Origin of the sequence: Azospirillum himalayense (assembly GCF_042657465.1) — a bacterium.
In the GTDB taxonomy this organism is placed as follows: Bacteria; Pseudomonadota; Alphaproteobacteria; order Azospirillales; family Azospirillaceae; genus Azospirillum; species Azospirillum himalayense.
In genome coordinates this window covers 1-14,696 of record NZ_JBHSLC010000102.1, presented here as the reverse complement: position 1 = coordinate 14,696, position 14,696 = coordinate 1, and the positions used below count along the sequence as shown (strand labels likewise).

Annotated in this window: 17 protein-coding genes; 10 read left to right on the top strand and 7 right to left on the bottom strand. The window is 66.0% G+C overall.

Annotated elements, in window-relative coordinates; all coding sequences use genetic code 11:
* The first annotated feature begins 12 nt into the window (after positions 1 to 12).
* The 8 genes from cyoB to ACFPMG_RS27940 all read left to right on the top strand — a co-directional run bounded on the left by cyoB (position 13) and on the right by ACFPMG_RS27940 (position 6,764).
* Entirely contained in the window at positions 13 to 2,019 is a 2,007-nt protein-coding gene (gene cyoB / locus ACFPMG_RS27975; RefSeq protein WP_188260541.1) for a cytochrome o ubiquinol oxidase subunit I, read from the top strand.
* 3 nt (positions 2,020 to 2,022) lie between these two features.
* Positions 2,023 to 2,658, top strand: a complete 636-nt coding sequence (cyoC, locus tag ACFPMG_RS27970; protein ID WP_137142117.1) for a cytochrome o ubiquinol oxidase subunit III — start codon at positions 2,023 to 2,025, stop codon at positions 2,656 to 2,658.
* Complete coding sequence (cyoD, locus tag ACFPMG_RS27965; protein WP_376998468.1) at positions 2,655 to 3,056, top strand: cytochrome o ubiquinol oxidase subunit IV; 402 nt, start codon at positions 2,655 to 2,657, stop codon at positions 3,054 to 3,056. Before cyoC ends, cyoD begins: the two co-directional genes overlap by 4 nt.
* A complete protein-coding gene (locus tag ACFPMG_RS27960; protein WP_376998467.1) occupies positions 3,053 to 3,787 on the top strand; it encodes an SURF1 family protein in 735 nt (244 codons plus the stop codon). Before cyoD ends, ACFPMG_RS27960 begins: the two co-directional genes overlap by 4 nt.
* 183 nt (positions 3,788 to 3,970) lie before the next feature.
* Positions 3,971 to 5,245 (top strand): ATP-binding protein, encoded by a 1,275-nt coding sequence (locus ACFPMG_RS27955; protein ID WP_376998466.1) that lies wholly within the window; start codon positions 3,971 to 3,973, stop codon positions 5,243 to 5,245.
* A complete protein-coding gene (locus ACFPMG_RS27950) occupies positions 5,235 to 5,768 on the top strand; it encodes a response regulator transcription factor (protein ID WP_376998465.1) in 534 nt (177 codons plus the stop codon). Before ACFPMG_RS27955 ends, ACFPMG_RS27950 begins: the two co-directional genes overlap by 11 nt.
* Before the next feature lie 126 nt (positions 5,769 to 5,894).
* On the top strand, positions 5,895 to 6,248 hold the full coding sequence (locus ACFPMG_RS27945; RefSeq protein ID WP_014241891.1) for a hypothetical protein: 354 nt from the start codon (positions 5,895 to 5,897) through the stop codon (positions 6,246 to 6,248).
* A gap of 231 nt (positions 6,249 to 6,479) precedes the next feature.
* Complete coding sequence (locus tag ACFPMG_RS27940) at positions 6,480 to 6,764, top strand: HU family DNA-binding protein (RefSeq protein ID WP_014241890.1); 285 nt, start codon at positions 6,480 to 6,482, stop codon at positions 6,762 to 6,764.
* Positions 6,765 to 6,816: 52 nt separating this feature from the next.
* Here ACFPMG_RS27940 and ACFPMG_RS27935 read toward each other — a convergent pair whose 3' ends face one another.
* The 6 genes from ACFPMG_RS27935 to napE are packed head-to-tail and all read right to left on the bottom strand — an operon-like array spanning position 6,817 to position 11,598.
* Complete coding sequence (locus tag ACFPMG_RS27935; RefSeq protein ID WP_376998464.1) at positions 6,817 to 7,503, bottom strand: cytochrome c3 family protein; 687 nt, start codon at positions 7,501 to 7,503, stop codon at positions 6,817 to 6,819.
* A complete protein-coding gene (locus tag ACFPMG_RS27930) occupies positions 7,500 to 7,982 on the bottom strand; it encodes a nitrate reductase cytochrome c-type subunit (RefSeq protein ID WP_376998463.1) in 483 nt (160 codons plus the stop codon). The genes ACFPMG_RS27935 and ACFPMG_RS27930 overlap by 4 nt, the downstream gene beginning before the upstream one ends.
* Before the next feature lie 15 nt (positions 7,983 to 7,997).
* Positions 7,998 to 10,490: a periplasmic nitrate reductase subunit alpha gene (gene napA / locus ACFPMG_RS27925; RefSeq protein WP_376998462.1), complete on the bottom strand. Its 2,493-nt coding sequence runs from the start codon at positions 10,488 to 10,490 to the stop codon at positions 7,998 to 8,000.
* A 44-nt stretch (positions 10,491 to 10,534) separates the two neighbouring features.
* Positions 10,535 to 10,849 carry a chaperone NapD gene (locus ACFPMG_RS27920; protein WP_376998461.1) on the bottom strand — a complete coding sequence of 105 codons (315 nt, stop codon included), beginning with the start codon at positions 10,847 to 10,849 and terminating at the stop codon, positions 10,535 to 10,537.
* Positions 10,839 to 11,351 (bottom strand): ferredoxin-type protein NapF, encoded by a 513-nt coding sequence (gene napF, locus ACFPMG_RS27915; RefSeq protein WP_376998460.1) that lies wholly within the window; start codon positions 11,349 to 11,351, stop codon positions 10,839 to 10,841. The genes ACFPMG_RS27920 and napF overlap by 11 nt, the downstream gene beginning before the upstream one ends.
* 13 nt (positions 11,352 to 11,364) lie before the next feature.
* Positions 11,365 to 11,598: a periplasmic nitrate reductase, NapE protein gene (napE, locus tag ACFPMG_RS27910; protein WP_376998459.1), complete on the bottom strand. Its 234-nt coding sequence runs from the start codon at positions 11,596 to 11,598 to the stop codon at positions 11,365 to 11,367.
* A 772-nt stretch (positions 11,599 to 12,370) separates the two neighbouring features.
* On the opposite strand from napE, the gene oxlT reads away from it, so the two are divergent.
* Positions 12,371 to 13,699, top strand: a complete 1,329-nt coding sequence (gene oxlT / locus ACFPMG_RS27905; protein ID WP_376998458.1) for an oxalate/formate MFS antiporter — start codon at positions 12,371 to 12,373, stop codon at positions 13,697 to 13,699.
* 141 nt (positions 13,700 to 13,840) lie between these two features.
* The gene (locus tag ACFPMG_RS27900; RefSeq protein ID WP_376998457.1) at positions 13,841 to 14,329 is read left to right on the top strand and encodes a hypothetical protein; all 489 of its coding nucleotides are present in this window, start codon (positions 13,841 to 13,843) and stop codon (positions 14,327 to 14,329) included.
* 72 nt (positions 14,330 to 14,401) lie between these two features.
* Here the strand turns inward: ACFPMG_RS27900 and ACFPMG_RS27895 are convergent.
* A partial coding sequence (locus ACFPMG_RS27895; protein WP_376998456.1) for a Bax inhibitor-1/YccA family protein occupies positions 14,402 to 14,696 on the bottom strand: 295 nt, incomplete at its 5' end.

Below are 14,696 nucleotides of genomic sequence, written 5' to 3'. Positions count from 1 at the left end.
CGGCCTACCGCCATGATCGACACATCGACCGTCGCCACCCACCCGCTCTTCGGGCGTCTGACCCTGGAGTCCTTCCCCTATCACGAGCCCATCGTGGTCGCGACCTTCGTCGCGGTCGTGCTGGGCGGCATCGCGCTCGTCGCGGCGCTGAGCTATTTCCGGTTGTGGGGCTATCTCTGGAAGGAGTGGTTCACCACCGTCGACCACAAGCGCATCGGCATCATGTACATGGTGCTGGGCCTGATCATGCTTCTGCGCGGTTTCGCCGACGCCATCATGATGCGCCTCCAGCAGGCCATCGCCTTCGGCGGCAGCGAGGGCTACCTCAACGCGCACCATTACGACCAAATCTTCACCGCCCACGGCGTCATCATGATCTTCTTCGTGGCGATGCCCTTCGTCACGGGCCTGATGAACTACGTGGTGCCGCTGCAGATCGGCGCCCGCGACGTGTCCTTCCCGTTCCTGAACAACTTCAGCTTCTGGATGACGGTGGGCGGTGCGGTGCTGATCATGGTCTCGCTGTTCGTCGGCGAGTTCGCGCGCACCGGCTGGCTGGCCTATCCGCCGCTGTCCAACATCGCCTACAGCCCTGAGACGGGTGTCGACTATTACATCTGGGCGTTGCAGATCGCCGGTGTCGGAACAACATTGTCCGGCATCAACCTGATCTGCACGATCGTCAAGATGCGCGCCCCCGGCATGACCATGATGAAGATGCCGGTCTTCACCTGGACGTCGCTCTGCACCAACGTGCTGATCGTCGCCTCCTTCCCGATCCTGACCGCCACGCTGGTCCTGCTGTCGCTGGACCGCTATGTCGGCACGAATTTCTTCACGAACGATCTCGGCGGCAGCCCGATGATGTACGTGAACCTGATCTGGATCTGGGGCCACCCGGAAGTCTACATCCTGATCCTGCCGGTCTTCGGCATCTTCTCCGAAGTCACCTCGACCTTCTCGGGCAAGAAGCTGTTCGGCTACACCTCCATGGTCTACGCGACGGTGGTCATCACGATCCTGTCCTACCTGGTGTGGCTGCACCACTTCTTCACCATGGGGTCGGGCGCCAGCGTGAACTCCTTCTTCGGCATCACGACGATGATCATCTCGATCCCGACGGGTGCGAAGATCTTCAACTGGCTGTTCACCATGTACCGCGGCCGCATCCGCTTTGAGCTGCCGATGATGTGGACCGTCGCCTTCATGCTGACCTTCGTGGTCGGCGGCATGACGGGCGTGCTGCTGGCCGTCCCGCCGGCGGACTTCGTCCTGCACAACAGCCTGTTCCTGATCGCCCACTTCCACAACGTCATCATCGGCGGCGTGCTGTTCGGCCTGTTCGCCGGCATCTACTACTGGTGGCCCAAGGCCTTCGGCTTCCGGCTCGACCCGTTCTGGGGCAAGGTCTCCTTCTGGTGCTGGGTGGTCGGCTTCTGGGTCGCCTTCATGCCGCTCTATGTTCTGGGCCTGATGGGCGTCACCCGCCGCCTGCGCGTGTTCGAGGACCCGTCGCTCCAGATCTGGTTCCAGATCGCCGCGGTGGGCGCCGTTCTGATCGCGGCGGGCATCGGTGCCTTCCTCCTCCAGATCGCCGTCAGCGTCTGGAAGCGCCGTGAGCTGGTCGACCGCACGGGCGACCCGTGGGACGGCCGCACCCTGGAATGGGCGACCTCCTCGCCGCCGCCGGACTACAACTTCGCCTTCACGCCGATGATCCACGACAACGACGCGTGGTGGGACATGAAGAAGCGCGGCTACAAGCGCCCGCTGGGCGGCTACAAGGCGATCCACATGCCCAGCAACAGCGGCACCGGCGTGATCCTGGCCGGGATCAGCGTGGTCCTCGGCTTCGCCCTGGTCTGGTACATCTGGTGGCTGGCGGCGGTGAGCTTCGTCGCCCTGCTGGCGGCGGCCATCCACCACACCTTCAACTATCACCGCGACTTCCACATCCCGGCGGACGTGGTGGTGCGGACCGAGAACGAGCGGACCCGTCTCCTCTCCGGGCAGGTGTAAAGCATGAGCACGACCCTGACAGCCGAGCGGCCCCGCAGCCAAGCTCCGGTGTTCCACGTTGTGGACGAGCACGCGCACCCCGAAGGCTCCAGCACCATGCTGGGCTTCTGGATCTACCTGATGAGCGACTGCCTCATCTTCGCGGTGCTGTTCGCGACCTACGGCGTGCTCGGCGGCAACTACGCCGCCGGGCCGTCGCCCAAGGACCTGTTCGACCTGCCGCTGGTGGCGCTGAACACCGCCATGCTGCTGTTCTCCTCCATCACCTATGGCTTCGCCATGCTGGCGATGGAGAAGGGGCGGGTGTCGCAGACCCAGCTGTGGCTGGCGGTGACCGGCCTGTTCGGCGCCGCCTTCCTGGCGATCGAACTCTACGAGTTCGCCCACCTGATCCACATCGGAGCGACCCCGCAGCGCAGCGCCTTCCTGTCGTCCTTCTTCACGCTGGTCGGCACCCACGGCCTGCACGTCACCTTCGGCCTCGTCTGGCTGGTGACGCTGATGGTGCAGGTCAACAAGCGCGGCCTGATCCCGGCCAACCGCCGGCGCCTGATGTGCCTCAGCCTGTTCTGGCACTTCCTGGACGTCATCTGGATCGGCGTCTTCACCTTCGTCTATCTGATGGGAATGCTGCGATGAGTTCTCACGCCGAACATCATTCCGGGCACCATGGGGCCGGGCATCACGACCACGGCCATGGGGAGCACGAGGGCGCCCACGGGACGCTCGGCAGCTACCTGATCGGCTTCGTCCTGTCGGTGATTCTGACGGTCATTCCCTTCTGGCTGGTCATGGACGGGACGATCCTGGACAAGAACATGACCGCGATCGCGATCATGGCGCTCGCCGCCGTCCAGGTCGTCGTCCACATGATCTTCTTCCTGCACATGAACGGACGTGCGGAAGGCGGGTGGACCATGCTGTCGCTGATCTTCACGCTCATCGTCGTGGTCATCATGCTGGCCGGTTCGTTGTGGGTGATGTACCACCTGAACACCAACATGATGCCGATCCACGACCCGAGCCAATTGCCGTGACCGGCACGGCGACCCACCGTCCGCGCCGGGGGCTGGTCCTTCTCGGTGTCCTGGCGCTGGCGGGAGTCGCCGTCTTCACGTCGCTCGGCGTCTGGCAGGTCGAGCGGCTGTTCTGGAAGCTGGACCTGATCCAGCGGGTGGAGGAGCGGGCGCAGGCCGCGCCCGTTCCCGCCCCCGGCCCGGAGGACTGGCCCGCCGTCACGGCGGCCAGCCAGGAATACCGGCGGGTCAGCGTCACCGGGCGTTTCCTGAACGACAAGGAAACCCTCGTCCAGGCGGTGACCGAGCGGGGTGGCGGCTTTTGGGTGCTTACCCCCTTGCGCACCGACCGGGGCTTCACCGTGCTCGTCAACCGGGGCTTCGTGCCGCCCGAGCGGCGCAGCACCGACAGCCGCCCCGACGGGCTGATCGATCAGGACACCACCGTCACCGGCCTGCTGCGGGTGACGGAGCCGGGGGGCGGTTTCCTGCGCTCCAACGATCCGGCGCAGGACCGCTGGTACTCGCGCGACGTGGCGGCCATTGCCGCGGCCCGCGGCGTGACGGAGGCGGCCCCCTATTTCATCGACGCCGAGGCCAGCCCGCCGGGCGGCCTTCCGGTCGGCGGGTTGACCGTCCTGAAGTTCCGGAACAACCACCTCGTGTATGCGCTGACGTGGTTCGCCTTGGCTCTCATGCTGATCGCTGCATCGCTCTATGTCGCGCGCAGTGAAGGGCGACGCCGGGGTTGAAGAAGTAATCTCTTTTTCTTCATGGTCTTTCGCCGGGTGGAAAAGTCCCCTCATGGACTCTTCCGCCATGCTTTTTTTGTGCTATCAAGCCCGTCCGGAATCCGTGGCAAGGCTGCCAAGCCGGGGTATCGTGCCCATATAACAGGGGACCGAAGGAAGCCGGCGAAGGGCCAGACGTTTTCCGTGCGCGACACCACCGACAAGAAGAATCTGTTCCTGCTGGTGCAGTTGCGCTGGCTCGCCGTCGCCGGGCAGGTGATCACGATCCTGATCGTGCATTACCGGATGGGCATCACCCTGCCGCTCGACCAGATGGGCGCGGTGATCCTGTTCCTGGTGGCGCTGAACATCGCCAGCGTCCTGCACCTGCGTCGCCAGACCTCGGTGTCGAACACCCAGCTTTTCCTGGAGCTGCTGATTGACGTGTCGGCGCTGACGGTCCAGCTCTACCTCAGCGGCGGCGCGTCCAACCCCTTCATCTCGCTCTACCTTCTGCAGATCACGCTGGGGGCGGTGCTGCTGGAGGCTTGGTCGGCCTGGGCGCTGGTGCTGGTCGCCACGGCCTGCTTCACGCTGCTGATCGGCGCCTACCGCCCGCTGGCCCTGCCGCCGGGGCTGGAGGGACTGCTGCTCGGCCTGCACATCCAGGGGATGTTCCTGTGCTTCGTGCTGACGGCCAGCCTGATCGTCCCCTTCATCACCCAGATCACCCGCAACCTGCGCGCCCGCGACGCCCATCTGGCCGACCTGCGCCAGCGCTCCATGGAGGAGGACCACATCGTGCGCCTCGGCCTGCTCGCCTCCGGCGCCGCGCATGAGCTGGGGACCCCGCTCGCCACGCTGTCGGTGATCGTGAACGACTGGCGGCGGATGCCCGTGGTCAAGGGCGATCCCGACATGGCCGAGGACATCGCCGAGATGCAGAACCAGATCGACCGCTGCAAGGCCATCGTGTCGGGCATCCTGCTGTCCTCCGGCGAGGCGCGGGGGGAGGGGACGCTGCGCACCACCGTGACCGCCTTCCTGGACGATCTGGTGGCGGAGTGGAAGGACAGCCGCTCCCCGGCCTGCGTCGACTACGACAACAGCGTCCGCTCGCGGGAGGGGATCATCTCCGACCTCGCGCTGAAGCAGGTGATCTTCAACGTGCTCGATAACGCGCTGGAGGTGTCTCCCGGCTGGGTCGGCATCGCCGCCGGGCGGCAGGGGGACAGCCTCGTCCTGACGGTCAACGACGCCGGCCCCGGCTTCGAGGAGCGGATGCTGGCGGAATTCGGCAAACCCTACCGGTCGAGCAAGGGGCGGCCCGGCGGCGGGCTTGGCCTCTTCCTGGTGGTCAACGTGGTGCGCAAGCTGGGCGGCTCGGTCGCCGCGCGCAACCGCCCCGGCGGCGGCGCCTCCGTCACCATGACCCTGCCGCTCGCCGCCCTGTCCGCGGGAGAGAGCCATGGAGACTGACCGTTCCCTCGTGCTGGTGGAGGACGACGCCGCTTTCGCCAAGGTCCTGCGCCGTTCCTTCGAGCGCCGGGGCTATCAGGTCTACTGGTGCGACAGCCTGGACGGGCTGCGGGTTCTGCTGGAAACGGTGCCCTTCGCCTACGCGGTGGTGGACCTGAAGCTGGGCAACGGCTCCGGCCTGGAGTGCGTGCGGGAACTGCACGCCAACGACCCGGAGACGCGGATCGTCGTCCTGACCGGCTTCGCCAGCATCGCCACGGCGGTCGAGGCGATCAAGCTGGGCGCCTGCCATTACCTCGCCAAGCCCTCCAACACCGACGACATCGAGGCGGCCTTCGAGCGGACGGAGGGCGATCCCTCCATCGCGCTTGGGGCGCGGGCGACCTCGCTGAAGACGCTGGAGTGGGAGCGCATCCACGAAACCCTGGCGGAGACCGGCTTCAACATCTCCGAAACCGCCCGCCGCCTGGGCATGCACCGGCGCACCCTGGCCCGCAAGCTGGAGAAGAAACAGGTGCCCTGAACCGGCTTTCCCCTGTCCAGTCGGTCAAAGGATGCGCATGGCCGCTGGACAATGGCCGCCACTCCGCCCATTTTTCACGGCCTGTTACAGTCGTGTGTCATACGCAGCAGCAAGGAGCAGTGTGAAGTGTCTCTTTCCACGTCGAGCAGCAGCCCCTCCGATCCGCGGACCGAGGCCCGCCGTCTTTTGACGGACGCCATCTCCACGTACCTCCAGTCGTGCAAGGATCTGGCTGCTGCGACCGAACGCGCGACCGAGACGAGCGGCAGCATCGACACCCAGGCCCGCCGCAAGGCTTACCAGACGCTGACTGAACTGGGCGATCAGGTCCGTCTCGCGCAGCGCCGCCTCGTCACCGCGGCCAAGCAGGCCCGCCGGGTCATGCCGGTGGCCGAGATCGAGGAGGTCGCCAAGAAGCTGGACAAGCGCGATACCACGGAAAGCGCCGCCGTTCTGGTCAAGGCCGCCCTTGTCAATTGACTTGGTCAATTGACTTTGTCAGCTGACGTCGGTTGGGGCGGGACTCGCCTGTTCGGCATAGACGAATCCGCCGGATTGGCCGGAATCGTCGACTTTTTGCGGGTCACAGCGTCGCGCCCGGTCGATTCCGATCGGGAGCATCTTGCGCGCCGCCGTCCGTCAGGGTACGTCAGAGGCGCCTGGAGCCCTGGAACATGCTGGGGTTCCGCCACGAACAAGGGGAATTTGGGAATGACGAAGGCCGATCTCATCGACGCGATCGCCGGCAAGCTGGGCGGCACGAAGGCCGACGCCGGCAAGGCGCTGGACGCGGTTCTGGAGAGCCTGCAGGACGCGCTGGTCAAGGGGGAGACGGTCAAGCTGCCGGGCTTCGGCCAGTTCGAGATCGCCGAGCGCGGCGAGCGCACGGGCCGCAACCCGCAGACCGGTGCGGAGATCAAGATCGCCGCCTCCAAGGCGCCGAAGTTCTCCGCCGGCAAGGCCCTCAAGGACGCCGTCAACGGCAAGGCCGAGTAACGGCGCTGGTTTACCCCTCTCCCTCCCTGGGAGAGGGGATTTCATCACCCGCTCAATGCGGGTTCGCCGGTCCCGGTGTGGCGTCGGCCAGCCAGCGGCCCAGCGGGTCATCGCTTTCGTTGCCCATACCGGTGGACGCCTCGCTCCAGCCCGGCGGCACACCGTCCATGTTCGGCAGGCGGTGGGCGATGCCCTTGTGGCAGTCGATGCAGGTGCGCTGCCCGCTGAACAGATACTGCTGGTGGATGCGCGCCGCCCGCGCCCCCTGCTTGGTGATGTCCATGGATTCCGCGCTGTGGCAGTTGCGGCATTCCAGGGAATTGTTGGCCTTCAGCCGCGCCCATTCATGCTCGGCCAGTTCGCGCCGCTTCTCCACGAACTTGTCGCGCGTGTCGATGGTCCCGAAGATCTTGCCCCAGACCTCCTTCGACGCCTGCATCTTGCGGGCGATCTTGTCGGTCCAGTTGTGCGGGACGTGGCAGTCCGGGCAGGTTGCCCGCACGCCGGAGCGGTTGGTGAAGTGGATGGTGGTCTTCAGCTCCTCGAACACGTTGTCCCGCATCTCGTGGCAGCTCGTGCAGAACTTCTCGGTGTTGGTGACCTCCAGCGCGGTGTTGAAGCCGCCCCAGAACATCACGCCGGCCAGGAAGCCGCCCAGCGTCAGGAAGCCCAGGCTGAGGTAGCGGCTCGGCCCCGCGATGATCCGCCAGGGCCGCAGCAGGTAATCGGGCAGTTTCATCGCCGGTCACCCCCGTCCGACGGGCGGCTGATGAGGCTGTCCATGTCCTTGAAGGTGTTCGGGACGATGGGCTGCGCCACGGTCTGGGGGACGTGGCACTGCGTGCAGAAGTAGCGCCGCGGCGCCACGGCGCCCAAGGTCTGGCCCTCGCGGTCCACGTAATGGGTGATGCTGATCATCGGCGCCTGGGTGGCCCCGGTGAACTGCCGGCTGTGGCAGGTCAGGCACTGGTTGTTGTTCAGGCTGATCTGATAATCGCGGATGTTGTGCGGGATGACCGGCGGCTGTTCCGGATAGTTGCGGGCGACCCGCCGGTCGTCGGTGACGTCGGCGGGGATCGGCGGGGCCGGGTCCTCGTCGGTGAACTGGATCGGCGGGCGGAAGGGCTCCCGGACCTGTCCGGTTCCCTGGGCGGCGAGCAGTGCCGGCACGAGGCAGGGCAGGGCCGCGGCCAGCGCGAACATGAGATGGCGGCGCATGGTTGCGGTCCTCCCTCAGACGGCCACGATCTTGACGGCGCACTTCTTGAAGTCCGTCTGCTTACTGATCGGGTCGGTGGCGTCGAGCGTGCATTTGTTGATGAGGCGCGCCGAATCGAACCAGGGCACGAAGACCACCCCGCGCGGCGGCCGGTTGCGCCCGCGCGTCTCGACCCGCGTGCGCATCTCGCCGCGCCGCGACATCACCTTGACCTCCGAGCCGCGGCGCAGCCCCCGGTCCTTCGCGTCGTCCGGGTGCATGTAGACCAGCGCCATCGGCATGGCCTTGTAGAGTTCGGGTACCCGCATGGTCATGGAGCCGGAGTGCCAGTGCTCCAGCACGCGCCCCGTGACCAGCCACAGGTCGAAGTCCTTGTCGGGCGATTCCGCCGGGGGTTCGTAGGGGAAGGCGAACAGGTTGGCCTTGCCGTCCGGGTTCCCGTAGAAGCGCACCCCCTCGCCCTTCGGGACGTAGGGGTCGAGCCCCTCCCGGTAGCGCCACTTCGTCTCCTTGCCCTCGACCACCGGCCAGCGCAGCCCGCGCACCTCGTGATAGGTGTCGAAGGGCGCCAGATCGTGGCCGTGGCCGCGCCCGAAGGCGGCGTATTCCTCGAACAGCCCCTTCTGCACGTAGAAGCCGAACTCCTTCGACTCCCGGTTCTCGTAGGCGGGGTCCAGCTCCGACAGGGGGAAGCGGTCGACGTTGCCGTTGCGGAACAGCACGTCGAAAAGATTTTTGCCGCGGAAGTCGGGGTTGGCGTCGAGGATCTCCTTCGGCCACACCTCGTCGGTGGTGAAGCGCTTGGAGAATTCCATGAGCTGCCACAGGTCAGACCGCGCCTCGCCCGGCGCGTTGACGAGCTGGTGCCAGAAATGGGTCCGCCGCTCGGCGTTGCCGTAGGCGCCCTCCTTCTCCACCCACATGGCGGCGGGCAGGATCAGGTCGGCGGCGGCGGCGGTCACCGTCGGGTAGGCGTCCGAGACGACGATGAAATTCTCCGGGTTTCGGTAGCCGGGATAGGTCTCATTGTCGCTGTTGGGCGCCGCCTGGAGGTTGTTGTTGACCATGATCCAGTAGGCGTTGAGCTTCCCGTCCTTCAGCATCCGGTCCTGCAGGACGGCGTGATAGCCGATCTTGCCGGGCAGCAGGCCTTTGGGGATCTTCCAGCCCTCCTCGACGTGGGAGCGGTGGGTGGGGTTGGTCACCTGCATGTCGGCGGGCAGCCGGTGGGCGAAGGTGCCGACCTCGCGCGCCGTGCCGCAGGCCGACGGCTGGCCGGTCAGCGAGAAGGGGCTGTTACCCGGCTCCGAGATCTTTCCGGTCAGAAGATGAATGTTGTAGACCATGTGGTTCACCCACACGCCACGGACGTGCTGGTTGAACCCCATGGTCCACAGCGACATGACCTTGATCTTCGGGTCGGCGTACATCTCGGCGAGCGCCAGCAGCCGCTCCTTCGGCACCTTGCTCAGCTCCGCCACCTTATCCAGCGTGTAGTCGCTGACGAAGGTGGCGAACTCGTCGAAGCTCATGGGCTTGGAATCGGTCGGGTCCTTGGCGTTCGCCGCGCGCACCTCCAGAACGCTTTCGGGGCGCAGGCCGTAGCCGATGTCCTTCTGCCCCAGGCGGAAGCTGCAATGCTTCTCGACGAACGCCTTGTTCACCCGGCCGGTCTGGATGATGTGGTTGGCGATGAAGTTCAGGATGGCCAGATCGGTTCCCGGCTCGAAGATCATTGGCACGTCGGCCAGTTCGAAGCTGCGGTGCTCGAAGGTCGAGAGGACCGCCACCTTCACGTGGTTGTGGGCCAGCCGCCGGTCGGTGATGCGCGTCCACAGGATGGGGTGCATCTCCGCCATGTTCGAACCCCAGAGCACGAAGGCGTCGGCGTGCTCGAAATCGTCGTAGCAGCCCATCGGCTCGTCCATGCCGAAGGTGCGGATGAAGGCCACGGCAGCCGACGCCATGCAGTGGCGGGCGTTGGGGTCGAGGTTGTTGGTGCGGAAGCCGGCGCGCATCAGCTTGGACGCGGCGTAGCCCTCCCAGATCGTCCATTGGCCGGACCCGAACATGCCGACGGCGTCCGGCCCCTTCTCCTTCAGCACCCGCTTCCATTGGCGGGCCATCTCGTCGAAGGCCTCGTCCCAGGACACCGGGCGGAACTCCCCGTCCTTGTGGTACTTGCCGTCGCGCATGCGCAGCAGCGGCTGGGTCAGCCGGTCCTGCCCGTACATGATCTTGGACAGGAAATAGCCCTTCACGCAGTTCAGGCCGCGGTTGACCTCCGCCTGCATGTCGCCGTGGGTGGCGACGACGCGGTTGTCCTTGGTGGCGACCATGACGCTGCATCCGGTGCCGCAGAAGCGGCAGGGCGCCTTGGACCAAGTGAGCTGGGCGTCTTCGCCCGCCACCATGGATTGCTGGGCCATGGCGGGCAGGCTGATGCCCCCCGCCGTGGCGGCGGCCGCGACCGCCTGCGCCTTGATGAAATCCCGCCGGTCAAGCATGGGTTCCTCCCCCCTTTTTCTTGACGAATGTGAAATCTGGCGCGTCAACGCTGCGCCGTAGCGACCTCCTCCGAGGTCCGGGCCGCCGTCGGCTCGGCGTGGTGGAAGACCATGACCGCCGACATGACGCCGGGCATCAGGTGGATCGCGGTCATGCGGTCGGCGATGCGGCCCTCGTGGGGGCCTTCCACGGTCACCACCATCCGGCCCCGCTCCTCCGCATGGATCTCCACGTCGCCCAGCGCGGCGACGGCGGCCCGCACCTCAGGGCTGCGCTCGGGCCGCAGATGGACGAGGATCGAGGCGATGTGCCATTCCGCCGGCGCTTCGGCCGGACGGTCCGGGGCTTCAGGGCGCATGGACGGTCTCCGGTCCGGGGTGCAGGGTGACGGCGTCGGCAGGGCAGGCGGCCAGACAGGCGCCGCAGCCCGTGCATGACACGTCCTCCACGGTGGGAACCGCCACGCCGCCCGGCGCCAGGGCGAAGCGGATGGCCGATTCCGGGCAGGCGTCGCGGCAGCTTCGACAGACAACGCGTTTTATGGCGAGGCAGGAAGGGCCGATCCGCGCCATCAACGTCCAGGGATGGGCGGCGGCTCGGTCGAAGACCGGCTCTGGGCAGGCTTCCGCACAGGCGGCGCAAAAGCTGCACTCGCCGCGCTGAAAGTCGATCTCGGGAAAGCCGCCGTCGCCTCGGCGGATGATGCCCTCCGGGCAGGCGTCGGCGCAGGCGCCGCAGCGCGTGCACAGGTCGGTGAAGCGCTCCGTCCGGGACCAGGGCGGGCGCAACGGCGCCGGATCGCTGCGGCGCTGTCCGCGAAGAAAGCCTCGTCGCCCTAAGTCGACCGATTCATCGGCCATGGCGTCATACCCCTCAGACCGGGGGCGGACCGGGCGGACCCATGATGAGTTGCGACATCCAGACCAGGAAGCCGTAGCCGCCGACGACGGCGACCGACAGGATCGGCCAGATCACCACCGCCAAAATCAGGAACATGGCGATCTCCCGCCGCTTCGCGCCGGGATCGGGCAGGGGTTGGTCGGCGGCGGTGCGGAATGGGAAGCGGACGGGGTCCTGTGACGGATCCCGTGATTGGTGGCGGCTCATGGCGGCTCCCGTTTTTGGCGGGCGATGGCGTTGCCGACAGCCAGGGAGGCGGCCGGACACCCCAACAACAGGTTGAGCGTCCTTTCTGTTCCCTGCGGCCGAGCCTGCGATGGATACCGCCCCGGTGCGCCGCGGCATGGCCCCGGCATGGCGTTGGCGGCTGATGATTCGTGGCGCGAACTTTTTTTGAGGGTCCCTGGGATTAACCGGGGCGCAGGATCGTAAACTGAGAGAAGAGGGGATAAGGAGGTCGGACGGCCTTGGTGTGATTTGGGTCTCCGGATTGTTTATTTCCGATTCGTACGGAACATACAGATTAGATCGACTATGAGGTTGCTGATGATCTGAAGTTCTGTAAGATTGGAACAGCCGTTTTTGGTGTAACGGCTTCTCCACTGTTGTGATCGTAAGTGAAGCGAACTCAATCAGAGGCCGCGCCTGCTTTGGCGCGGCCTTTTTTTGCTTTTTTCAAAGTCATAGTACGAAAGACCGGCCCCGGGGATACTGATTTTTCGTAGGGCATACCTTTAACGATAGTTGCGACAGCGAGGACTAATTGTGCTGTGATTCCTGAAACGGATGTTGTGTTCCGCTGATTGTGTGGTATACCAAGTACGGAATGCGGAACACCAAGCCTCTCCCAACGGTGGCGGTGGTGCTCCTGCCAAGATGCGAAGGGCACGCAAGCCCCAAAGAAAGGCAATGCGACAACAACCATCGGCCCCGCCCGGCTGAGTTGAGTGTTCGATCACCGCATTGGGGAGGAAGAGTAATGAGTCAGTCCATCGCTGCACCGCCTGGCGGCTCGCAGGCGCCCATTTCCGAAGGCGCGCGCTGGATGCAGATCGTCGTCGGCATCGTCTGCATGGTCGCCGCGGCCAACATCCAGTACGCCTGGACGCTCTTCGTGCCGGAAATCCAGGCCACCCATGGCTGGACCCGCGCTTCGATCCAGACCGCCTTCACCGTCTTCGTCGTCGTCCAGACCTGGCTGACCCCCATCGAAGGCTACTTCATCGACCGCTACGGCCCCCGCGTCATCGTCGCCTTCGGCGGCGTGATGACCGGCCTCTCCTGGATCATCGACAGCTACGCCGGTTCGCTCGGCATGCTCTATGTCGGTTCGGCCATCGGCGGCATCGGCGTCGGCTGCGTCTACGCCACCTGCGTCAACAGCGCCATCAAGTGGTTTCCGGACAAGCGCGGCCTCGCCGTCGGCCTGACCGCGGGCGGCTACGGCGCCGGTTCGGCCCTGACCATTCTGCCGATCGCCAACATGATCCATTCGTCCGGCTATCAGGCGGCCTTCTTCTGGTTCGGCCTGCTGCAGGGCACGATCATCCTCATCGCCGCCTTCTTCCTGCGCGCCCCGCAGAAGGATCAGGTGAAGGCCTCGACCAAGGTCCTGCAGTCCCGCCGCGACTACACGCTGAAGGAAGCGCTGCAGACGCCGGTCTTCTGGGTCATGATGGTCATGTTCATCTGCACCGTCTCGGGCGGTCTGATGGCGGTGGCCCAGCTCGGCGTGATCGCCCATGATCTGGGCGTGAAGGAAGCCCCGATCAGCCTGTTCGGCATCACCATGGCGGCTCTGCCCTTCGCGCTGATGCTCGACCGCGTGATGAACGGCATCTCCCGTCCGCTGTTCGGCTTCATCTCCGACCATATCGGCCGTGAAGCGACCATGTTCATCGCCTTCACCTTCGAAGGCATCGGCATCCTGATGCTCAGCCGCTTCGGCCACGACCCGATCATGTTCCTGATCCTGTCGGGCATGGTGTTCCTGGCCTGGGGCGAAGTGTACAGCCTGTTCAGCGCCACCTCGGCGGACACCTTCGGCACCAAGCACGCGGCGAAGATCTACGGCGTGCTGTACTGCGCCAAGGGCGTCGCGGCCCTGCTGGTCCCGCTGGGCAACCTGCTGATGGAAGCCACCGGCACCTGGGCGACCGTGCTCTACATCTGCGCCACCATGGACCTCATCGCGGCCTTCTGCGCCATCGCGGTCCTGCGGCCCATGTTGCGCCGGCACCATGCCCGCAACGCCGAACTCGCCGCCCAGCAGGGCAGGGGTCCGGTCACGGCGGCGGTCAGCCCGTAACCTCCGCTTCAGCGGATCGACCGGAAGGGGACCACGCGCGTGGTCCCCTTTTCGGCGTTCCGGGCCGGCCTTGCGGAGCGGAACACAAACGTGAGGCGTGTCGGTGGAGGGGGCATGGACAATCGACAGCGGAGGCAAGGAATGGCAAAGGACGACGGCAGTTTCCGGCTGGTGGTCGCCTGCTCGCTGGGCGGGGTGGCGGTCAGCGTGGCCCTCGGCTCGCTGCTGCTGTCGCGATGGACGCCCCGGACGGAGAACACGGTGGTCGAACGGGCGATCCACAACATGGACCGGGAGACCTGCGAGCGGGTGCTGCACTCCTTCACGCAGCCGCAGCCGGTGGGCACCCGCGTGCTGTGGCTGTGGGCGGAGGAATCGACGCCGGGCGTCTTCACCGGAGCGCCCTGGACGTCGCGGGTGACCGGGCCGGGCGTGCAGACGGCGGCGGCCGGGGCGGCTGGAGGGGGGAGCGGGGCGACCGTCGGCCGCTCCCCCCGTCCCTACGCCTTCGACCCGGCCTCCCAGGCGGCGCCGGACGCGGCCTGCTCCTTTCCGAACAACTCGCTGCACATCGTGTCGGTGGAGTATCCGCCCAAGCCGGACGCCGCTCCGGCAACGGGCAAGCCGTAAAAAAGAAAAGGGCCGGCCGCGGGAAGCGGCCAGCCCTTTCTGGCAGGCGGTGCACCGGATGGAAGCGCCGCCTTACTCCTCGCGGTTGCCCATGAGCTGGAGGAGCATCTGGAAGAGGTTGATGAAGTTGAGGTAGAGGGAGAGGGCGCCCATGACGGCGAGCTTGGTGTTGCCCTCGTGGCCGTAGCCCTCGGCGTACTCCTCCTTGATGCGCTGGGTGTCGTAGGCGGTCAGGCCGGTGAAGATGACCACGCCGATCACCGAGATGGCGAACTGCAGCGCGCTGGAGCCGACGAAGATGTTGACGAGGCTGGCGATGACGATGCCGATCAGGCCCATCATCAGGAACGAGCCCATCTTCGACAGG